At 62.6% G+C, this 21,039-nt stretch carries 18 protein-coding genes, 4 tRNA genes and 1 other RNA gene; 10 read left to right on the plus strand and 13 right to left on the minus strand.

Annotated features, from left to right (window positions below; translation table 11 throughout):
* Positions 1–46: 46 nt before the first annotated feature.
* The 3 genes from zipA to ACJ8J1_RS01840 all read left to right on the plus strand — a co-directional run bounded on the left by zipA (position 47) and on the right by ACJ8J1_RS01840 (position 3,388).
* Complete coding sequence (gene zipA / locus ACJ8J1_RS01830; protein WP_033643960.1) at positions 47–1,072, plus strand: cell division protein ZipA; 1,026 nt, start codon at positions 47–49, stop codon at positions 1,070–1,072.
* A 79-nt stretch (positions 1,073–1,151) separates the two neighbouring features.
* On the plus strand, positions 1,152–3,173 hold the full coding sequence (gene ligA, locus ACJ8J1_RS01835; RefSeq protein ID WP_033643959.1) for an NAD-dependent DNA ligase LigA: 2,022 nt from the start codon (positions 1,152–1,154) through the stop codon (positions 3,171–3,173).
* Entirely contained in the window at positions 3,173–3,388 is a 216-nt protein-coding gene (locus tag ACJ8J1_RS01840) for a DUF3820 family protein (RefSeq protein WP_004936441.1), read from the plus strand. The genes ligA and ACJ8J1_RS01840 overlap by 1 nt, the downstream gene beginning before the upstream one ends.
* Before the next feature lie 27 nt (positions 3,389–3,415).
* Here ACJ8J1_RS01840 and ACJ8J1_RS01845 read toward each other — a convergent pair whose 3' ends face one another.
* Positions 3,416–4,408, minus strand: a complete 993-nt coding sequence (locus ACJ8J1_RS01845; protein WP_033643958.1) for a bile acid:sodium symporter family protein — start codon at positions 4,406–4,408, stop codon at positions 3,416–3,418.
* Positions 4,409–4,505: 97 nt separating this feature from the next.
* On the opposite strand from ACJ8J1_RS01845, the gene ACJ8J1_RS01850 reads away from it, so the two are divergent.
* Complete coding sequence (locus ACJ8J1_RS01850) at positions 4,506–5,426, plus strand: LysR family transcriptional regulator (protein ID WP_033643957.1); 921 nt, start codon at positions 4,506–4,508, stop codon at positions 5,424–5,426.
* A 1-nt stretch (position 5,427) separates the two neighbouring features.
* Here ACJ8J1_RS01850 and ACJ8J1_RS01855 read toward each other — a convergent pair whose 3' ends face one another.
* Together ACJ8J1_RS01855 and ACJ8J1_RS01860 are read right to left on the minus strand one after the other, a co-directional pair.
* The gene (locus ACJ8J1_RS01855) at positions 5,428–5,895 is read right to left on the minus strand and encodes a FlxA-like family protein (RefSeq protein WP_021505617.1); all 468 of its coding nucleotides are present in this window, start codon (positions 5,893–5,895) and stop codon (positions 5,428–5,430) included.
* A 52-nt stretch (positions 5,896–5,947) separates the two neighbouring features.
* Positions 5,948–6,496, minus strand: coding sequence for a nucleotidyltransferase family protein (locus ACJ8J1_RS01860; protein ID WP_033643956.1), 549 nt, complete (start codon positions 6,494–6,496; stop codon positions 5,948–5,950).
* Positions 6,497–6,656: 160 nt separating this feature from the next.
* On the opposite strand from ACJ8J1_RS01860, the gene ACJ8J1_RS01865 reads away from it, so the two are divergent.
* Positions 6,657–8,042, plus strand: coding sequence for an ethanolamine ammonia-lyase subunit EutB (locus ACJ8J1_RS01865; RefSeq protein ID WP_033643955.1), 1,386 nt, complete (start codon positions 6,657–6,659; stop codon positions 8,040–8,042).
* The gene (gene eutC / locus ACJ8J1_RS01870) at positions 8,039–8,830 is read left to right on the plus strand and encodes an ethanolamine ammonia-lyase subunit EutC (protein ID WP_033643954.1); all 792 of its coding nucleotides are present in this window, start codon (positions 8,039–8,041) and stop codon (positions 8,828–8,830) included. Before ACJ8J1_RS01865 ends, eutC begins: the two co-directional genes overlap by 4 nt.
* Here eutC and ACJ8J1_RS01875 read toward each other — a convergent pair.
* A complete protein-coding gene (locus tag ACJ8J1_RS01875; protein WP_033643953.1) occupies positions 8,809–9,711 on the minus strand; it encodes a LysR family transcriptional regulator in 903 nt (300 codons plus the stop codon). The genes eutC and ACJ8J1_RS01875 overlap by 22 nt on opposite strands.
* 449 nt (positions 9,712–10,160) lie before the next feature.
* Between ACJ8J1_RS01875 and budA the strand changes: the two genes are divergently transcribed.
* From budA to ACJ8J1_RS01890, 3 genes are all read left to right on the plus strand, one after another.
* Positions 10,161–10,940 carry an acetolactate decarboxylase gene (gene budA, locus ACJ8J1_RS01880; protein ID WP_442520314.1) on the plus strand — a complete coding sequence of 260 codons (780 nt, stop codon included), beginning with the start codon at positions 10,161–10,163 and terminating at the stop codon, positions 10,938–10,940.
* Between the two features lie 32 nt (positions 10,941–10,972).
* Positions 10,973–12,658, plus strand: coding sequence for an acetolactate synthase AlsS (gene alsS / locus ACJ8J1_RS01885; protein ID WP_033643950.1), 1,686 nt, complete (start codon positions 10,973–10,975; stop codon positions 12,656–12,658).
* Between the two features lie 143 nt (positions 12,659–12,801).
* Positions 12,802–14,388, plus strand: coding sequence for an ABC transporter substrate-binding protein (locus ACJ8J1_RS01890; protein WP_033644333.1), 1,587 nt, complete (start codon positions 12,802–12,804; stop codon positions 14,386–14,388).
* A 28-nt stretch (positions 14,389–14,416) separates the two neighbouring features.
* On the opposite strand, the gene ACJ8J1_RS01895 is transcribed toward ACJ8J1_RS01890, so the two are convergent.
* The 9 genes from ACJ8J1_RS01895 to ACJ8J1_RS01935 form a co-directional block, all read right to left on the minus strand.
* Positions 14,417–15,223: an ABC transporter ATP-binding protein gene (locus ACJ8J1_RS01895; RefSeq protein ID WP_004936408.1), complete on the minus strand. Its 807-nt coding sequence runs from the start codon at positions 15,221–15,223 to the stop codon at positions 14,417–14,419.
* 21 nt (positions 15,224–15,244) lie between these two features.
* Positions 15,245–16,282: an iron-enterobactin ABC transporter permease gene (gene fepG / locus ACJ8J1_RS01900; RefSeq protein ID WP_033643949.1), complete on the minus strand. Its 1,038-nt coding sequence runs from the start codon at positions 16,280–16,282 to the stop codon at positions 15,245–15,247.
* Positions 16,282–17,337, minus strand: coding sequence for a Fe(3+)-siderophore ABC transporter permease (gene fepD / locus ACJ8J1_RS01905; RefSeq protein ID WP_033643948.1), 1,056 nt, complete (start codon positions 17,335–17,337; stop codon positions 16,282–16,284). The genes fepG and fepD overlap by 1 nt, the downstream gene beginning before the upstream one ends.
* A 215-nt stretch (positions 17,338–17,552) precedes the next feature.
* Entirely contained in the window at positions 17,553–18,560 is a 1,008-nt protein-coding gene (fepB, locus tag ACJ8J1_RS01910; RefSeq protein ID WP_033643947.1) for a Fe2+-enterobactin ABC transporter substrate-binding protein, read from the minus strand.
* Between the two features lie 191 nt (positions 18,561–18,751).
* Positions 18,752–18,875, minus strand: a non-coding RNA gene (locus ACJ8J1_RS01915) — RtT sRNA.
* Positions 18,876–18,949: 74 nt separating this feature from the next.
* Positions 18,950–19,025: transfer RNA gene (locus ACJ8J1_RS01920), tRNA-Lys, on the minus strand.
* 7 nt (positions 19,026–19,032) lie between these two features.
* Positions 19,033–19,108, minus strand: a tRNA-Val gene (locus ACJ8J1_RS01925).
* Between the two features lie 38 nt (positions 19,109–19,146).
* Positions 19,147–19,222, minus strand: a tRNA-Val gene (locus tag ACJ8J1_RS01930).
* Positions 19,223–19,250: 28 nt separating this feature from the next.
* Positions 19,251–19,326, minus strand: a tRNA-Val gene (locus tag ACJ8J1_RS01935).
* Positions 19,327–19,620: 294 nt separating this feature from the next.
* Between ACJ8J1_RS01935 and gltX the strand changes: the two genes are divergently transcribed.
* Positions 19,621–21,036, plus strand: a complete 1,416-nt coding sequence (gene gltX / locus ACJ8J1_RS01940) for a glutamate--tRNA ligase (RefSeq protein WP_033643946.1) — start codon at positions 19,621–19,623, stop codon at positions 21,034–21,036.
* Positions 21,037–21,039: the final 3 nt, after the last annotated feature.

Below are 21,039 nucleotides of genomic sequence, written 5' to 3' on the forward strand. Positions count from 1 at the left end.
TGAATGTTTGCCGCGGTGGCAATGTATTGGAACAACAGAGATAGCAATGATGCAGGATTTGCGTCTGATATTAATCGTTGTTGGCGCGATCGCCATAATAGCGCTGTTATTGCACGGTCTGTGGACCAGTCGCAAAGAACGGTCAGCGCTCTTCCGCGATCGCCCAGCCAAACGTTCCCAAAAGGAACGTGAACAAACTCCGATCGACGATCTCGAAGAAGGCGTCGGTGAGGTGCGCGTACGCGCCGCTCACCCGCAAGACGAGCCGTCATTCGGCCATTTCGATGCCGCACGCGAAGAACCCGTGGCCGCGCCGAAGCCCGCTCCGGCGGCTGCGCCTGCGCCCCGCGCCGTTCAGCCGGCTGCCCATCAGACGCCGCCTCCGCTGTCTCAGCGGCCGGAGTACGATGACATCCTGCTGAACAACTACGCGCCGGACGAAAAACCGGCCGAGCCGCAGCAACCGCAACCGGCCGTGCGCCGCGAGCCGCGCGTTGACGATCTGCCGCATGAACATGAGGCGCCGCTGGCGGCGGAACCGGCATTCCACGCCGAACCCGCCCCGGTGCAGCAAGCGCCGGAAGTGAAGCCTGCGTCGGAACCTGCACCGCAGCCGCAACAGCCGGCCGCTGCGCCAGTACAGGCTAAACTGAAAGAGACCGTGCTGGTGCTGCACGTCGCGGCCCATCAGGGCGGCGTGATCGGCGGCGAAGTGCTGCTGCAGAGCGTGTTGCAGGCGGGCTTCCAGTTTGGCGAGATGGGCATCTTCCACCGCCATATCAGCCCGGCCGGCAGTGGCCCGGTGCTGTTCAGCCTGGCGAACATGGTCAAGCCGGGGTCGTTCGATCCTGACATGATGTCCGATTTCTCCACGCCGGGCGTGTCGATGTTCATGATGGTGCCGTCTTACGGCGACGCCAATCAGAACTTCAAGCTGATGCTGCAGTCGGCGCAGCGCATCGCCGACGACGTGGGCGGTGTGGTGCTGGACGACGAGCGCCGCATGATGACGCCGCAGAAGCTGGAAACCTACAAAGCGCGTATCCGTGAAGTGTTGGAAAACAACGCCTGACCGGGTTGCCGCGCGCACTGAACATCCGTAACAACAAAGCCCCCGCTAGCCGGGGGTTTTTTATCTTTGATGGTGAGCCATGGAATCGATAATCCAACAAATCAATCAACTACGAGCCACATTGCGCCATCATGAATACCAGTATCATGTGCTGGATGCGCCCGAAGTGCCGGATGCGGAATATGACCGCCTGATGCGCGAGCTGCGCGAGCTCGAGAGCGCGCATCCGGAGCTGATCACCGCCGATTCGCCGACCCAGCGCGTGGGCGCGGCGCCGCTGGCGGCGTTTGACCAGGTGCGTCACGAAGTGCCGATGCTGTCGCTGGACAACGTGTTCGACGAAGAGAGCTTCCTGGCGTTTTACAAGCGCGTGCAGGACAGGCTCAAGAGCAGCGATCCGTTGACCTTCTGCTGCGAGCTGAAGCTGGACGGCCTGGCGGTCAGCCTGCTGTACGAAGACGGCGAGCTGGTGCGTGCGGCGACGCGCGGCGACGGCACCACCGGCGAGAACATCACCTCCAACGTGCGCACCATTCGCGCCATCCCGCTGCGCCTGACCGGCGACAACATCCCGCGCCGGCTGGAAGTGCGCGGCGAAGTGTTCATGCCGCAGGCCGGGTTTGAACAGATGAACGAAGAGGCGCGGCGCAAAGACGGCAAGGTGTTCGCCAATCCGCGCAACGCCGCCGCCGGTTCGCTGCGCCAGCTCGATCCGCGCATTACCGCCAAACGTCCGCTGACCTTCTTTTGCTATGGCGTCGGGCTGCTGGAAGGCGGCGAGCTGCCGCGCAGCCACTTTGAACGCCTGATGCAGTTCAAGGCCTGGGGCCTGCCGGTCAGCGATCGCGCCCAGCGCCGCACCGGCAGCGAGGAAGTGCTGGCGTTCTATCGCCAGGTCGAGCGGGACCGCGCACAGCTCGGTTTTGACATCGACGGCGTGGTGATCAAGATTGACGACATCGATCTGCAGGAAACGCTGGGCTTCGTGGCACGTGCGCCGCGCTGGGCGACGGCGTTCAAATTCCCGGCGCAGGAGCAGATCACCGTGGTGCGCGAAGTGGAGTTTCAGGTTGGCCGCACCGGCGCGATTACGCCGGTGGCGCGCCTTGAGCCGGTGCTGGTGGCCGGGGTGACCGTCAGCAACGCCACCTTGCACAACGCCGATGAAATTGAGCGGTTGGGGCTGCGCATCGGCGATACGGTGATCGTGCGCCGCGCCGGCGACGTGATCCCGCAGGTGGTGGGCGTGCTGGAAGACCGTCGGCCGCAGGATGCGCGCGAAGTGGTGTTCCCGCTGCACTGCCCGGTGTGCGGTTCCGACGTTGAGCGCGTGGAAGGCGAGGCCGTGGCGCGTTGCACCGGCGGTCTTATCTGCGGCGCGCAGCGCAAAGAGGCGTTGAAGCATTTCGTTTCCCGCCGCGCGCTGGACGTTGAAGGCATGGGCGACAAGATCATCGAGCAGCTGGTGGACAAGGAGTACGTGAAGAACCCGGCCGATCTGTTCCGGCTGTCCGCCGGCATTCTGACCGGCCTGGATCGCATGGGGCCGAAATCGGCGCAGAATCTGGTTAATGCGCTGGAGAAATCCAAGCAGACCACCTTCGCTCGCTTCCTGTATGCGCTCGGCATTCGCGAGGTCGGCGAAGCGACCGCCGCCAACCTCGCGGCGCATTTCGGATCGCTCGAGAAGCTGTTCGCCGCCGACATCGAGGCGCTGAAAGAGGTGCCGGACGTCGGCGAAGTGGTGGCCAAACACACGCGCAACTTCCTCGATGAAGCGCTCAATCAGCAGGTGATCAACGAGTTGGTGGGCGCCGAAATCGGCATCCACTGGCCGGCGCCGGTGGTGGTGGCGGCGGAAGAGATAGACAGCCCGTTCGCCGGCAAAACCGTGGTGCTGACCGGCTCGCTGAGCCAGCTGTCGCGCGACGAGGCCAAAGATCGCCTGACGGCGCTGGGCGCCAAGGTCAGCGGCAGCGTGTCGAAGAAAACCGATCTGGTGATCGCCGGCGAGGCGGCCGGCTCCAAGCTGGCGAAGGCTCAGGAGCTGGGTATCGCCGTGATCGACGAAGCGGAGATGATCCGCCTGCTGGGTGAGTGATGGAAAAAGAAAACCTGCTGGAGATCGCCAATACCGTGATGCCGTTCGGCAAGTACCAGGGGCGGGTGCTGATCGATCTGCCCGAAGAGTACCTGCTGTGGTTCGCCCGCAAGGGTGAATTCCCCAAAGGCAAGCTCGGCATGCTGATGGAGATGACGCTGGCGATTAAAATCGAAGGGCTTGACCACCTGGTCAAGCCGCTGAAGAAAAGCTGAACTGACGGGCCTTGGCCCGTCTTTTTTTTACCCGCGCGACGCCTGCGCGTTGGGCACCGCCTGTTGCGCCCGCTGCTTGCGCTGATACCTTTTCGCCAATACCGCACAGGTCATCAGCTGCACCTGATGGAACACCATCAGCGGCAGCACCATGATCCCCACCGTCGCCGCCGGGAACAGGATATTGGCCATCGGAATGCCGTTCGCCAGGCTCTTCTTCGAACCGCAGAATACGATGGTGATCTCGTCCGCTTTGCTGAACCCCAGCCAGCGCGCCATGTAAGTGTTCACCACCAGCACGATCGCCAGCAGCACGATGCTGCCGCCGACGATAAACGCCAGTGAGCCCATCCCTACCTGATGCCAGATGCCGTGCGTCACCGCCTCGCTGAAGGCGGCGTACACCACCAGCAGAATTGAAGTCTGATCGGTTTTACCGATAAGCGGCCGATGGTGTTCGATCCAGCCGCCGATCAGCGGCCGCAGCAGGTGACCGGCGACGAACGGCACCAGCAGCTGCAGCACGATCGAACCGACCTGCCGCAGGCCGCCGGTATCGCCGTGCACATTCATCAACAAGCCGACCAACAGCGGCGACACGAAGATCCCGAGCAGGCTGGAGGCGGAAGCGCTGCATACCGCCGCCGCGACGTTGCCGCCCGCCAGCGAGGTGAAGGCGATGGCCGATTGCACGGTGGCCGGCAGGATGCACAGGTAGATGAAACCGGCGTACAGCTCGGGGCTGACGTCGATCGGCGCCCACCAGGCAAACAGCACGCCCAGCGCCGGAAAAATGATGAAGGTGCTGCACATCACCCACAGATGCAGCCGCCAGTTGTTGCTGCCGGCCAGGATGGCCTCGCGCGACAGCTTGGCGCCGTGCATGAAGAACAGCAGGGCGATGGCGGCGATGGTCAGGGCGTTGAGCCAGCCGACGAACTCGCCGCGCGCCGGCAGGAACGACGCCAGCAGCACGGTAGCGATCAGCGTCAGGGTAAAACGATCGGGCAGAAATCTCATGGCGGTGCGCTCAGGGTCGAAAATCGATAGGGCTATTCTCCCGCGCGGACATATAATAATTAAATTGATTTATTTAATTCATATATGAATAAAACACATGAATTACTCACTCAAACAGCTGCGGGTGTTCGTCGCCATCGCCCGCCACGGCAGCTTCAGCCGCGCCGGTGAGGCGATCGGCCTGACGCAATCGGCGGTCAGCCACAGCGTGAAAGAGCTGGAAGCGGAGGTCGGCGTGCGGCTGCTGGATCGCACCACGCGTGAAGTGGTGTTGACCGACGCCGGTCTGCGGTTGGCCAACCGGGTCGAGCGGCTGCTGGACGAACTGCAGGCCGCTTTGCTGGATGCGCGCAGCTTTGGCGTACAGCGCAGCGGCACGGTGCGGGTGGCGACGAGCCAAACCATTTCCGCCCATCTGATGCCGCAGTGCATCGCCGCCGGCGAGCGTGAATACCCGGAGATCCGCATCATGCTGCGCGATCAGGCGCAGCAGCAGGTGCTGCACAGCGTGCGCAACGCCGAGGTGGATTTCGGCATCGTGGTCGATCCGGTACAGGCGGTGGATCTGGAGTGCGAAGCGGTGCTGCATGAACCTTTCCTGTTGCTGTGCCGCGACGATCATCCGTTCGCTGCGCAGCAGGCGGTGCGTTGGTCGGCGTTGAACGGTTGCCGCCTGGTGTTGCAGGATTATGCGTCGGGCAGCCGGCCGCTGATCGACAGTGCGCTGAGACAGCAGGGCGTGGAGGCACAGGTGGTGCAGGAAATCGGCCATCCGGCCACGCTGTTCCCGATGGTGGCGGAGGGGATTGGCATCAGCATTTTCCCGGCGTTGGCGCTGCCGTTGCCGGAAGGGGGGCGGCTCCGGGTGCGGCGGCTGGTGCCGGAAATTAACCGCGCGCTGATGCTGGTGCGGCGCAAGAACCGCTCACTGACGCCGGCGGCGGAGGCCATCTGGCAGGTGGCGCGTCAGCAGGCGGCGCTGCTGCAACAGCGCCGGCGGGAAAACGCGGCATATTGACTCAGATATAGACGTCCACCGCGTTGAGCGGCGTTGGGCGGTTTACGCCGTCGCCGGATTTCGCCGCGGCTTTTTCCATTTGCTCCTGCTGCTGCTTTTCCATTTCTTCTTTCTGGATGCGCGCGATCTCGGCCTGCAACATCTTGATCTGCGCTTCGATCAGCTGTTTCTGCTTTTCGATCTCTTTGGGATCGGCGTCGGAATCCTTCAGTTCCACCAGCTTTTGCTGCAGCGCCTGAATCTGCCGGTTCAGCGCCTTGATACGCGCCGAAGCGCGGCTTTCATTGAGATTAACCGGTTCGTCATTGCCGTTGGCGCGTTCGTTTTTCTCCATCTTGCCGCCTTGCGGCTGGTTGTTGACCGGTTTGGCCATCAGTAATTCGCCCTGATGGCCCGGCGCGCTGAAGACGTTGCTGACGCCGGGGACGGTATTCTTGATCGGTACGATCATGGTGATGGTGGTCGACATGGTTGCTCTCCCTGAGTCTGGATCTCGCTTTTCAAGGTATCGGCAGCGGCGGCTAAATCTTTACCTGCTGCAGACGCGGCCAGCGCAGCAGCCAGCCTTTGTCGACCACGCGCTGGGCATAGGCCGTGCGATCGCCATTTTTCACGTTGAAGGTAATGGTGTCGTTGAACAGCGCCGCGAGCCCGAAAGGGGCGACCAGCGTGATGCTGTCGTCGGCGTTCAGGCGCGCGCCGATCGCCGTTTCCACTTCGGTCCAGAAGCTGATGGCCTCTTCGCTGTTGCGGTAGGGCGCGCGGCCGCTGCGCAGGTGCATGCGCGCCTGGTTCTTGACCGACCACGGCTGCGGCAGCCACTGCTGCAGCCGCGCCTCCAGCATGCGATCGCGTTCGGCGTCCGCCCGCTCTGCATCGAAGTGGATCACGTCGATATCGTTGAGCTGCGTGGGCTCCACATAGCCGTGGCGCCGATCCCACACCAGGTTGCGCACAAAGCCGGCGCCGAGGCACCAGTCATTCAGGCCGAGCCGGCGCACGGTGCGCAGGGCGGCCATGCGCGCGCTATCTTGTTGCAGCCAGTCGATAATTTGCCGTTGCGGATCCATCACCCCTCCTGTTTTCGCGGCTACTGTAACCCGAAGCGGCGGCGGGTGAAATGGGGGGATGCGCGATGGCGGCGATAGCAGGCAAATTAATTTTCTTGCTTCACTGACTACACTTGGTGCAGGGCTTTTATCTCGTCACTCAGGGCAAGGGAGGGGGGCTATGTATCAGGCAACGTTGGGCCAACGCGGCTATCGCTTCGGCGGCCTGCGCCAGCTGATGGCGAAAGCTTCGCCGGCGCGTTCCGGCGATTATCTGGCGGAGGTGGCGGCGGAAAGCGCCGAAGAGCGCATGGCGGCGCGCATCGCGCTGGCGGATGTGCCGCTCAAGGCGTTCCTGCAGCAGCCGCTGGTGCCGTACGAGCAGGACGAGGTGACGCGCCTGATCATCGATAGCCACGACGCCGCCGCCTTTGAGCCCATCTCGCACCTCACGATCGGCGATTTTCGCGACTGGTTGCTGAGCGAGCAGGCGGACAGCGCCATGCTGGCGCAGGTGGCCGCCGGCATTACGCCGGAGATGGCGGCGGCGGTAAGCAAGATCATGCGCAATCAGGATCTGATCCTGGTGGCGAAGAAATGCCGGGTGGTGACGCGCTTTCGCAATACGATTGGCCTGCCGGGCCACCTCAGCGTGCGGCTGCAGCCCAATCACCCGACCGACAGCCTGCAAGGCATCGCCGCCAGCATGCTGGACGGTTTGCTGTACGGCAGCGGCGACGCGGTGGTCGGCATCAATCCGGCCAGCGACAGCCTGCCGCTGCTGGAAAAACTCAACTACATGCTGGACGACGTGATCCAGCGCTTCGCCATACCCACCCAATCCTGCGTGCTGACCCACGTGACCAACACGCTGCGGCTGATGGAGCGCGGCGCGCCGGTGGATCTGGTGTTTCAGTCGATCGCCGGTACCGAAGCGGCCAATCGCGGTTTCGGCATCAGTCTGGCGCTGCTGGCGGAGGCGCAGCAGGCGGCGCTGAGCCTCAAGCGCGGCACGTTGGGCGATAACGTGATGTACTTCGAAACCGGGCAGGGCAGTTGCCTGTCGGCTAACGCGCATCACGGCGTCGATCAGCAGACCTGCGAGGCGCGCGCCTATGCGGTGGCGCGGCATTTCTCACCGCTGCTGATCAACACCGTGGTGGGGTTTATCGGCCCTGAATACCTGTATGACGGCAAACAAATTATCCGCGCCGGGCTGGAGGATCACTTCTGCGGCAAGCTGCTCGGCCTGCCGCTGGGCTGCGATGTCTGCTACACCAACCATGCAGAGGCCGATCAGGATGATATGGACACGCTGCTGACGCTGTTGGCCGCCGCCGGGCTGACGTTCCTGATCGGCGTGCCGGGCGCGGACGATATCATGCTCAATTACCAAAGCACCTCGTTCCACGACGCGCTCTATATCCGCGAGCTGCTGGGGCTGAAGCACGCGCCGGAGTTCGCCGCCTGGCTGGCGGCGATGAACATCACCGATGAACGCGGACGGCTGCGCGACGCCGCCGCCAATCACCCGCTGTTGCTGGCGCTGCAGGGAGAACGGACATGAGCAAACCGGTTCACGTCAACAGTTGGGACGCGCTGCGCGCCTTTACCGATGCGCGCATCGCGCTGGGGCGCACCGGCGCCAGTCTGCCGACCGACGAGCTGCTGCGCTTCGGCCTGGCCCATGCCCAGGCGCGCGACGCGGTGCATCAGCCATTCGAGAGCGAACGGCTGGCGGCGGATCTGCACGATGCCGGTTGGCCCACGCTGGCGGTGCACAGCCAGGCCGTTGACCGCGCCGCCTATCTGCGCCGTCCGGATCTGGGGCGGCGATTGGCGCTGGACAGCCGCCGCCTGCTGCTCGGCGTGCCGCCGCGCCGGACCGATCTGCTGCTGGTGGTGGCGGATGGCCTCTCCTCCAAGGCGGTGCACCGCCAGGCATTGCCGCTGCTGCAGGCGCTGCGGCCCTATCTCGATACGTTGGGGCTGGCGATCGCGCCGGTGGTGTTGGCGCATCAGGCGCGAGTGGCGCTGGGGGATGAGATCGGCGAGTGCCTGCAGGCCCGGGCGGTGGCGGTGCTGATCGGCGAACGGCCGGGGCTGTCGTCGCCGGACAGCCTGGGCATTTATTTAACCTGGGAGCCGAATGCGCGCAGAACGGACGCCGAGCGTAACTGCATCTCCAACGTGCGGCCGGAGGGGCTGGATTACCCGCAGGCGGCGTTCCGCCTGGCCTGGCTGCTGGAGCAGGCGTTCCAGCGGCGGCTGAGCGGCATCGAGCTGAAGGACGAGAGCGACAATCCGGCGCTGCACAACCGGGTGACACCGCTTTACCCCCAACTGGGCGGCTGACCGAGGGTTTGCTGCAGCAGGGCGGTGAAGGCCGCCAGCCGGGCGGACACCTTCGCCATCGGGCGCAGCAGATAGATGCCTTGCTGCTCATGGCGCGGATCTTCGAGCATCTGAACCAGTTGCCCATTCTGCACGTCCGGCCCCACCACCCAGTTGGGCAGGAAGGCGATGCCGAGGCCGAGCAGCGCCGCCTGGCGCTGCGCGGTGAAGTCGTCGCAGCGCAGCGCCATGGTGCAGCGGTTCATCAACGCCGCGTCGAGGATCTGCGCCCAGCAGGCCGGCTGTTGTTTGTGGTAGCGGGCGATCAGCCGGTGCTGCGGCAGCGCCTCCAGATCGCTCGGCAGGCCATAGCGGGCGACGTAGCCGGGGCTGGCGCACATCACCCAGCGTTGGGTGGCGATGCGGCTGGCGTACAGCGCGCTGTCCTTCTGCTCGCCGATGCGGATGGCGGCGTCCAGCCGTTCCTGGGTCGGATCGGTCTGGCGTTCGGTCAGATCGAGATCGACCCACAGCTGAGGGTAGCGTTCCGCCAGCGTCGGCAGCAGCGGCAGCACATAGGTTTTGCCGAAGGTCGGCAGGCAGCTGATGCGCAGCGTGCCCTGCGGCGTTTCGTTCAGCGCGTTCAGCTCGGCGCGAATGCCGGTAATGTCCGTCATCAGCGCGGCGGCGCGTGCCAGCAGCAGCTCGCCGGCGTCGGTCAGCAACAGGCCGCGGGTGGAGCGTACGAACAGCGTCGCGCCGAGCGCGCTTTCCAGCGCATCGATATGGCGCACCAGCGAAGAAGGCACCATACCCAGCTGGCGTGCGGCGGCGGAAAAGCTGCCCAGGCGGGCCACGTCGAGAAAGATTGGCAGATGTTCTACATAGCGGGCGTCATTCATTTTTGCATTATATGCAAAAGCGTTTCTTATGAATACCCGCTTCTCTGTTGGCGATGCTGCGGCTACTCTGATTGCGGGTTGACGACGGGCTTCAGCGCCGCCGCATCCCGGCCGCATAGAGAGAAAACGCATAAACCTCGCGGCGTTTAGCACCAAATAGCAGATGTTTTTCCCAGGCTGCGTCAGCCGCCTGTGGCGTTGATTGTCGCTCCAACACCAGATTAACCGTTCAATTTGATATCCGACTCAACCTCAATGATTAGTGAGTCTTTACTTTCACTTATCTTCCTGTTGTTTCTGGATATCGGCCGGCCAGCCGTGCCGGTTTTTTTGTCGCCTCAGGCTGAATCGTTCCAACTGATGAACGCGCCTGAGGGGCATCTTGGCTCGCCGTCGGCGGGTCTTTTGAACGCGTGGAACCGCAGTTCCGCGCTGGTGGAGGAGTCAGCATGAACGAAAAACACGGGTGTTCCTGTGCGCGCCATCTGGCGCAGGGTTTCGCCAGGCAGTCGATCAACGCCGGGGAGGGCGAAATCTATCAAATCTCGCTGATGAGCGCGCTCATCGACGGGGTTTATGAAGGGGAGACCACCATCGCCGAATTGCTGAAACACGGCGATTTCGGCCTCGGCACCTTCAATCATCTGGATGGCGAACTGATCGCGTTCGATCAGGAAATACACCAGCTGCGCGCCGACGGCAGCGCCCGCCCGGCCTGTTTGCAACAGAAAACCCCTTTCGCCGTCGTCACCTTTTTCCAGCCCAGCGTCAGCCAGCAATTCGATCGGCCGATCACCAAGGCGCAACTGCACCAATGCATCGATGAACAGGTCGCCTCGCCGAACCTGTTCTGCGCGGTGCGGGTCGACGGTGAGTTCAGCCATGTCGAAACCCGCACCGTGCCGCGCCAGGAGCGGCCTTACCGCCCAATGCTGGAAGCGATAGAAGAGCAGCCGACCTTCTCGTTCCATCAGCGGCGCGGCACGCTGGTCGGCTTCCGCTCGCCCGATTACATGCAGGGCATCGGCGTGGCCGGCTATCACGAACACTTCGTTACCGACGACCGCAGCGGCGGCGGCCACGTGCTGGATTACCAGCTCGATCATGGCCGCCTGCAGTTCGGCGTCATCACCCGTCTCAATCTTCAGTTGCCGCATGATGCGGATTTCTTGCGCGCCAACCTCTGTCCAGAGGATTTGGATCGCGCGATTCGTTCCGCCGAGGGCTAATCCCGGCGATCGTTTTCTTAGGAGGTGGAACCATGGCACAGGAAAAAACAGGCAATGACTGGCAATGCGGCGCCGACTTGGTGGTGAAAAACCTGGAAGCGCAGGGCGTCAAACACGTTTTCGGCATTCCGGGCGCCAAGATCGACCGGGTGTTCGATTCGCTGGAAGATGCGCCGTCGATCGAAACGGTAGTGGTGCGCCATGAGGCCAACGCGGCCTTTATGGCGGCGGCGGTCGGCCGCCTGACCGGCAAGGCGGGGGTGGCGCTGGTCACCTCCGGGCCGGGCAGCTCCAACCTGATCACCGGGCTGGCGACCGCCACCTCGGAAGGGGATGCGGTGGTGGCCTTCGGCGGCGCGGTGAAGCGCGCCGACAGCCTGAAGCAGACGCACCAGAGCATGGATACCGTCAGCATGTTCCGGCCGGTGACCAAGTACTGCGCCGAAGTGCATGCCGGTTCGGCGATTTCCGAGGTGATCGCCAACGCCTTCCGCCGCGCCGAGTTCGGCCGGCCGGGGGCGTCGTTCGTCAGCCTGCCGATGGATATCGTCAATGAGCCGGTCACGGCGCCGGTGCTGGCGGGCTGCCGCTTGCCGCGCATGGGGGCCGCGGCGGCGGACGACATTCAGGCGGCGGTGAAACTGATCCGCCAGGCCAAATGCCCGGTGCTGCTGCTGGGCTTGCAGGCCAGCCGGCCGGAGAACAGCGAGGCGGTGCGCCATCTGCTGTACCGCACCCATATGCCGGTGGTCGGCACCTATCAGGCGGCGGGGGTGATTGACGTCAATCACTTTGCCCGCTTCGCCGGCCGCGTCGGCCTGTTCAACAACCAGCCGGCCGATCAGCTGTTGCAAAAGGCCGATCTGGTGGTCAGCGTCGGCTACGATCCGATCGAATACGATCCGTGCATGTGGAACAGCCACGGGCGGCTGAAGCTGGTGCATATCGACGTGCTGCCGGCGGACATCGATACCTGCTATCGGCCGGACGTCGAGCTGGTGGGCAACATCAGCGCCACGCTGAACATGATGACCGAAGCGTTCAATGAGGCGGTCTGCGTCCCGGCGGAGGTGGAACTGATCCTGACCGATCTCGGCCGCCAGCGCGCCGAATTGGCGGAACGCGCCGCGCGCCGCGGCGGCATGCCGATCCATCCGTTGCGTATCGTCAAGGAGCTGCAGGACATCGTCAGCGACGACGTGACGCTGTGCGTGGACATGGGCAGTTTCCACATCTGGATAGCCCGCTATCTTTACAGCTTCCGCGCTCGCCAGCTGTTGATCTCCAACGGCCAGCAAACCATGGGGGTAGCGCTGCCGTGGGCCATTGGCGCGGCGCTGGTGCGCCCCGGCGATAAGGTGGTGTCAATCTCCGGCGACGGCGGCTTCATGCAGTCGAGCATGGAGCTGGAGACCGCGGTGCGGCTGAAAAACAACATCGTGCACGTGATCTGGGTCGATAACGCTTACAACATGGTGGAAATGCAGGAAGTGAACAAATACCAGCGCAAATCCGGCGTGGAGTTCGGGCCGATCGACTTCAAGGCCTACGCGGAATCCTGCGGCGCGGTCGGTTTCGCCGTGCAGTCGGTGGAAGATCTGCGGCCGATGCTGCGCAAGGCGATGGAGATCCAGGGGCCGGTGGTGGTGGCCATTCCGGTCGACTACGCCGATAACTATAAGCTGATGGCGCAGATGAACTTCAGCCAGATGATTTAATTTCATCATCCTCGCGCCGTTTCACCGGGGCAGGCCGCTTGCGCGCCTGCCCGTTTTTATGCGCGGAATTTGTCCTTTACATCGCTAACTGCATGATTTATTGCTATCCGTTCGGCTGTTTTTTCACCACTGGGGATAGCGCAATGAAAAGAAAAGCAATAACGATCGGGCTGCTGGCGTTGGCGATTGCCGGCGGCGCGCGGGCCAATACGCTGGTCTACTGTTCCGAAGGCTCGCCGGAAGGCTTCAACCCGCAGCTGTTCACCTCCGGCACCACGGTAGACGCCAGTTCGGCGGCGATCTACAACCGGCTGGTGGATTTCAAACCCGGCACCGTCGAGCTGCAACCCAGCCTGGCGGAAAGCTGGGAGGTGAGCGAAGACGGCAAGCGCTATACCTTCCATCTGCGCAAGGGCGTGGCATTCCAGAGCAATAAATATTTCACGCCCACCCGCGATTTCAACGCCGATGACGTCATCTTCTCGTTTATGCGCCAGAAGGACGCCAACAACCCGTATCACAAGGTCTCCAATGGCGCCTACACCAACTTCGAGTCGATGGAGTTCGGCACGCTGATCGACCGGATCGTCAAGGTGGATGAGCACACCGTGCGCTTTGAGCTCTCCCGCGCCGAGGCGCCGTTCGTCGCCGATCTGGGCATGTATTTCGCCACCATTTTATCGGCGGAATATGCCGACGCGATGCTGAAGGCCGGCACGCCGCAGCGGGTGGACAACGATCCGATCGGCACCGGGCCGTTCCAGCTGGTGCAGTACCAGAAGGACGCGAAAATCCTCTACAAGGCGTTCGACCGCTACTGGGAAGGCAAGCCGAAGCTTGATCGGCTGGTATTCTCGATCACGCCGGATGCGGCGGTGCGTTACGCCAAGCTGCAAAAGAACGAATGCCAGGTGATGCCGTTCCCCAATCCGGCGGATCTGGCACGCATGCGGCAGGACGGCAACATTCAGGTAATGGAAAAATCCGGCTTGAATATCGGTTTCCTGGCGTTCAACACCCAGAAGAAACCGTTGGATAACGTTAAGGTGCGCCAGGCGTTGGCGCTGGCGGTCAACAAGCCGGCGATCATCGACGCGGTGTTCCACGGCGCCGGTCAGCCGGCCAAAAATCTTCTGCCGCCGGCCCAATGGGGCAGCAACGCGCAGCTTGAAGACTACCCGTATTCACCGGAGCGGGCGAAGCAGCTGTTGCAGGAGGCCGGGCTGGGGCAGGGCTTCGACATCGATCTGTGGGCGATGCCGGTGCAGCGGCCCTATAACCCCAACGCCAAGCGCATGGCGGAGATGATCCAGGCCGACTGGGCTAAAATCGGCGTGCGCGCCAAAATCGTCACCTTCGAGTGGGGCGAGTATTTACAGCGGATTAAAAACGGCGAACACCAGACCGCGCTGATGGGCTGGACCACCGCCAACGGCGATCCGGACAACTTCTTCGGCCCGCTGTTCACCTGCGCTTCGCTCGGCGGTTCGAACTCGGCGAAATGGTGCTATAAACCGTTCGACCAGCTGATCCTGCAGGCGCGCGAGGAGAACGATCACGCCAAACGGGTGGCGATGTATCAGCAGGCGCAGGTGATGATGCACGATCAGATGCCGGCGTTGATGATTGCGCACTCGACCATCTTCGAACCGGTGCGCAAGGAAGTGAAAGGCTACGAGATAGACCCGTTCGGCAAACACATCTTCAAACAGGTGTCGCTGGAGAAGTAACGACAAGGCCGGGGTAACCCGGCCTTTTTCATGCCTGTGGTGCGTCGCAGTGGTAGCGGCCGCGCGGGATCACCAGCGGCGTGTGGGACAGCGGATCGTCGATGATCATGCACGGCATGCCGAACACCCGCTCCACCAGTTCGGCGGTAATGATCTCCGCCGGTTTCCCTTCCGCCACGATCTTGCCGTCGCGCATGGCGATGATGTGATCGGCATAGCGGCAGGCGTGGTTGAGATCGTGCAGCACCGCGATCAGGGTTTGACCGCGCTCGCGGTTGAGCTGGCGGAACAGATCCAGCAGCTCGATCTGGTGCGCGATGTCCAGATACGTCGTCGGTTCATCCAGCAGCAGCAGCGGCGTTTGCTGCGCCAACGCCATCGCTACCCAGACGCGCTGACGCTGCCCGCCGGACAGCTCGTCGACGCTGCGATCCGCCAGTTGGCTGACGTTGGTGGCCGCCATGGCGGCTTCCACCGCCTGTTTGTCGGCCTGTGTCCACTGTTTCAGCAGGCTCTGGTGCGGATAGCGGCCGCGCGACACCAGGTCCGCCACGGTGATGCTGTCCGGTGCGATCGAGGTTTGCGGCAGCAGGCCAAGCTCGCGCGCCAGCGCCTTGGTGGCGAAACTGCTGATGTTCTTGCCGTCCAGCATCACCTCGCCGGCGCTGGGTTTCAGCAGGCGGCACAGGGCGCGCAACAGCGTCGATTTGCCGCAGGCGTTCGGCCCGACGATCACCGTAAAGGCGCCGTCGGGGATCGCCACGCTCAGATCGTCAGCGATGATTTTATTGTCGTAGCCTAGCTTCAGGTGCGAGGCGTGCAGGCGGTGGCTCATGGCATTATCACTCTTCATTATCTATCTGCGGGCCTCACGGATGAGCAGCCAAATCAGGTACAGGCCGCCGATGCAGACGGTCACGATCCCGACCGGCAGTTGGATCGGCGCGAAAAGATGTTGGGACACCACGTCGGCGCCGAGCAGCAGCGCCGCGCCCATCAGCGCCGAGGACGTCAGGGTGACCGAGGATTGCCCGGCCAAGCGGCGGGCGATTTGCGGCGCCGCCAGCGCGATAAAGGAAATCGGCCCGGCGGTGGCGGTGACGGCGGCGGTGAGGGTGACGCCGAACAGCATCAGCCACAGCCGGCTGCTTTCGGCATTGACGCCCAGCGCGCGCGCCGTGTCGTCGCCCATTTCCAGCAGCTGTAGCCGTTTGCCCATCAACAGCGCGGCGGCGGCCGCCAGCACGATAAACGCCGTGGCGGGCTGGGCTTTCTGCCAGGTCATGCCGTTGAGCGAACCGGCCTGCCACATGGCGGCGTCCATGGCGCGCTCGAGCGAGGCGGTGATGATCAGCCAGGTATTGGTGGAGACCAGCACCGCGCTGATGGCGATGCCGACGATGATCAGCCGGAAGCCGGCGATGCCTTGCCGCCAGGCCAGCAGGTAGATGGCCAGCGCGGCGAGAATGCCGCCGGCCAGCGCGCCGCCGGCGATGTAGTAATAGCCGCCGTTGAACAGGGTGATGGCGATCAGCGCGCCGGTGTAAGCCCCCATGTTAAAGCCAATCACGTCCGGGCTGCCGAGCGGGTTGCGGATAATCGACTGGAAGATGGCGCCGCTCATGCCGAGCGCGGCGCCTAACAGCAGCGCCATGGCGATGCGCGGCAAGCGCCATTGGGTGACCACGGTGACCAGGTTTTTCGGCGCCTCGCCGGTCAGCGCGGCAAAAACCTGCTCCAGCGAAAGTTGCAGCGTGCCGTAGCACAGGGCGGCGACGGCCATCGCCAGACACAGCGCCAACAGTGAAAGGTTGACCAGCAGCAGGCGCAGCGGCAGGCGCCCGTTGATGACGCCGTCCGGGCGGCCGATATGCAGCGTGTGCGGCAGACTCATCACAGACCCCCCAGCGTTTTCTTGCGGCGCACCAGCCAGATCAGCACCGGCGCGCCGATGAAGGCCGCCACGATGGAAACGCGCAGCTCACCGGCCGCCAGCAAGCGGCCGACCACGTCGGCGCACAGCAGTAAAATCGGCGCCAGCAGCATGGAGTAGGGCAGGATCCAGCGTTGGTCGGGGCCGACCCACCAGCGGGCGATATGCGGCACCATCAGGCCGATGAAACTGATCGGGCCGACGGTGGCGGTCGCCGCGCCGCACAGGAGCGTAATGGCGATCACTGCGATCGCCTGAGTCAGCACTACGCGCGCGCCGAGCGCGATAGCCAGATCTTCCCCCATGCCGATGGTATTCAGCGGCCGGGCGATGAGCAGCGTCAGCAGGCAGCCGAGCAAAATGGCGGGGGCGGTCACCGGCAGGGTGGCCAGCGTGCGGATATCCAGCGTGCCGGCCTGCCAGAAGCGCAGTTGGTCGAAGGTTTGTGGATCGATCAGCGACAGCCCGGTGGTGATGCCGAGCAACACCGCGCCGATCGCCACGCCGGCCAGCGTCAGCCGCACCGGGTTGATGCGCCCGCCCGCCAGCGTGCCGATCAGGTAGACCAGCAGGGTGGTGACGGCGGCGCCGACAAAGGCATAGGCCATATAGCTTTCGGTGGTGGCGGCGCCGAAAAACATGATGCCGATGACTACGGCGAAGCTGGCGCCGGCGTTGATGCCGAGCACGCCGGGATCGGCCAGCGGGTTGCGCGTCAGCGCCTGAATCAGCGCGCCGGCGGCGCCGAGCGCCATGCCGGCCAAAATGCCCGCCAGCGTACGGGGCACCCGGGCGTTGAGAATGATGGTGCTGTCGGAGCCGCTCGCGGCGCCCTGTAGGCTGAGCCAGACGGTATGGAAGGGGATGGCTTTGGAACCCAGCATCAGGCTGGCAATGATGCACAGCAACAACAACGCCAAGCCGATACCGAACCCGGCGATGCGTTTGAAGCCACTGGCGTAAGCTGCGTGCGGTGCGGACGAAAGCGTCCGCTCAGTCGGAGTGGGTACGTTCACACCGGTAACTCCTTTATGATTTTTATTCTCATTGTTATTTGCGTTCGTGAAGGGCGCCAATAGTAACACGAGTTTACGCCCGCATGCACCCGCCGGTTGGTGGCGAAGGCGCGTGGACGATGTTAATAACTATTGATATTTCAATTGATTGAATGTGAATGGTTGCCCCGTTTGCGAAAAGCGTCGGCAGGGGACTGGCCTGCCGACGGCGTGATTCAGGGCTTTTTGAACAGCCGTTCGATTTGGTTCAGCATGTTGGTGGCGCTGTAATAATCGAGGCGGAAGGTGTCGTTGCCGACGGCGTAGACGTGCCGCTGTTCCACCGGCTCCAGATGTTTAAGGAACGGGTTGGTCAGCACCTCTTGCACTTTGCGCTCATTGGTGGCGAACAGGATCAGGGTTTTGCCGTTCAGGCCTTCGGCCATTTTTTCGCCGGAGATTTGGATGATGTCATGGCGTTTACCCATGCTGGCGTTGCCTTTGGCGCTTTCCGGCGGGGTGGCCAATTGGAAGCCAAGCTGGGTGAGCAGCTTGCCTTGGGCGGAGCCCGGTGTCCACAGCATGGCCTCACGGCCGTTGTCGGCATACACCAACGGCGTGGTCGGCTGCGGCGGCAGGGTAATCGCCTGCTTCACTTGTTCCACGCGCTGCTCGAAACGATCTTCCGCCTGTTTGGCGCCGGCTTCGTGACCGGTGATCTCACCGAGCTCGCTGGCCAGCTGTTGCCAGCTTTTGTCGCCGTAATCGAGCACCAGCGTCGGCGCAATGGCGGACAGCTGATCGTACAGTTTCAGCGCCGAATCACCGCCGGTCGCGGCGACGACGATCAAATCCGGCGCGGCGGCGGCAACGGCTTCGGCATTGGGTTCCACCTGATACAGCCGTTCGACGTGGCGCTGTTTGGCCACTTCGCTCCACTGGGTAAAGAAGCCTTGTTGATCGGCCACCAGGGGATTTGGGCTGGTGGCGGCGCTGGCGACCACCGGGGCGTCGATAGCCAGTAACGTGCCGGTGATGGTGACGCTGGTGGATACGATGCGCTGCGGCGGTTTTTCCAGCGTGAACTTCCCTTTGGCGCTATCGATGGTGCGCGGCCAACTGCTGTCGGCAGCGGGGGCGGACGGTTTCTGCCCGTCGCTCTTGTCGTCCGGGCCGCAACCGCTGAGCAGCAAGGCCGCGGCGGCAATAACTGAAATGAACAGCTGACGTAAGGATAGGGTCATGAGCGGGCTCTTTCTTTCCTTAAACTAAGGCGTATCAATCCGCGTGCGGATTGCTGGGGAGTGTTATGCCCGCTAATTTACCATTCAAGCCGTCAAAATGATAACCATTCGTATCTCAGCGCGTGGCGAATGAAGAAAGGGAGGCGAACGGCAGAAACGAAAAAAGCGCCAAAAGGCGCTTTTTTCTGAATTGGTGGGTCGTGCAGGATTGATTCGGCCTGTGGCCTCACCCTGCGGGCAACGCTGCGCGTTGTCGTATCGCTGCGCGATGCTCGAACCTCTACGGTTCTTCATCCTACACGACCCGGTGAACTCTGTCGGCGAGAGATGAAGTCAGAGTCGGATGGTGCAGAAACGAAAAAAGCGCCAAAAGGCGCTTTTCTCTGAATTGGTGGGTCGTGCAGGATTCGAACCTGCGACCAATTGATTAAAAGTCAACTGCTCTACCAACTGAGCTAACGACCCGCAGAAGTGGTGGGTGATGACGGGCTCGAACCGCCGACCCCCTCCGTGTAAAGGAGATGCTCTACCAACTGAGCTAATCACCCACTTCAGGACTTCCAGGCACTGCTAAACGAGAGAATGATGGTGGGTGATGACGGGCTCGAACCGCCGACCCCCTCCGTGTAAAGGAGATGCTCTACCAACTGAGCTAATCACCCTCATTCGTTCTCATTTTTCTCAACAAGATGGTGGGCGATGACGGGCTCGAACCGCCGACCCCCTCCGTGTAAAGGAGATGCTCTACCAACTGAGCTAATCGCCCCGTCTTGTTGGAGTCGCATTATAGGGATAGTTCAAAGTGAGTCAACGGTTTTTAAAATGATTTCAATCGTTCGCCGCAAATTTAGGCAGGGCGCGATAATTATCGCCAACGGCGCCGATTCTTTGCGCAACGCTCTGCGAAACTCGCCGCAAAACGCGCGAAATCGACCGGCGCAATATCGTGTCGGCGTTGAGGAATTAGCGCGTGGTGATACAATGTCGTCCACTCTTTTTTCAATTCCGAGCAATCGTCGGCCATCGCCGACACGCGTTGCGTAATAAGGCAGTGAACCCAATGAAAATCAAAACCCGTTTTGCACCGAGCCCGACCGGCTATCTTCACGTCGGCGGCGCGCGTACCGCACTTTATTCCTGGTTGTTCAGCCGCCATGCGGGCGGTGAGTTCGTTCTGCGTATCGAAGATACCGATCTGGAACGCTCTACCCAGGACGCGATCGACGCAATTATGGATGGCATGAACTGGTTGAACCTGGATTGGGATGAAGGCCCGTACTTCCAGACCAAGCGTTTCGATCGCTACAATGCGGTCATCGACGAAATGCTGGAGCAGGGCACGGCCTATAAATGCTATTGCTCCAAGGAACGCCTGGAAGCGCTGCGCGAGAAGCAGATGGAAAACGGCGAGAAGCCGCGTTACGACGGCCACTGCCGTGACAGCCAGTGCAGCCACACCGACGACGAGCCGCACGTGGTGCGCTTCCGTAACCCGCAGGAAGGGTCGGTGATCTTCGACGATAAAATTCGCGGCCCGATCGAATTCAGCAACCAGGAGCTGGACGATCTGATCATCCGCCGCACCGACGGTTCGCCAACCTATAACTTCTGCGTCGTTGTCGATGACTGGGACATGGAAATCACCCACGTGATCCGCGGCGAAGACCACATCAACAACACCCCGCGCCAGATCAACATTCTGAAAGCGCTGGGCGCGCCGGTGCCGGAATACGCGCACGTGTCGATGATCCTCGGCGACGACGGTAAAAAGCTGTCCAAGCGTCACGGCGCCGTGGGCGTGATGCAGTACCGCGACGACGGCTATCTGCCGCAGGCGCTGCTGAACTACCTGGTGCGTCTGGGCTGGTCCCACGGCGATCAGGAGATCTTCTCCATCGACGAGATGAAAGAGTTCTTCACGCTGGAAGCGATCAACAAATCCGCCAGCGCGTTCAACACCGAGAAGCTGCAGTGGCTGAACCACCACTACATCAACCATATGCCGGCGGAAGAAGTGGCGGTGCATCTGGCATGGCACGTTGAGCAACTGGGCATTGAAACCCGCAACGGGCCGGAACTGAAGGACATCGTCAAGCTGCTGGGCGAGCGCTGCAAGACGCTGAAAGAGATGGCGGAGTCTTGCCGTTACTTCTACGAAGACTTCAGCGAGTTCGACGCCGACGCCGCCAAGAAGCACCTGCGCCCGGTCGCGCGTCAGCCGCTGGAAGCGGTGCGCGCCAAGCTGGCCGCCATCACCGTCTGGACGCCGGAAAATGTGCACGACGCCATTCAGGGCACGGCGGATGAGCTGGGTGTCGGCATGGGCAAAGTCGGCATGCCGCTGCGCGTCGCGGTGACCGGCGCCGGCCAGTCGCCGGGCATGGACGTGACCGTGCATGCGATCGGCCAGAAGCGTTCGCTGCAGCGTATCGATATGGCGCTGGCTTACATCGCCGAGCGCGAAGCGCAAGCCTGATTA

It is taken from the genome of Serratia sp. CY37869, assembly GCF_052168895.1.
In the GTDB taxonomy this organism is placed as follows: domain Bacteria; phylum Pseudomonadota; class Gammaproteobacteria; order Enterobacterales; family Enterobacteriaceae; genus Serratia; species Serratia ureilytica.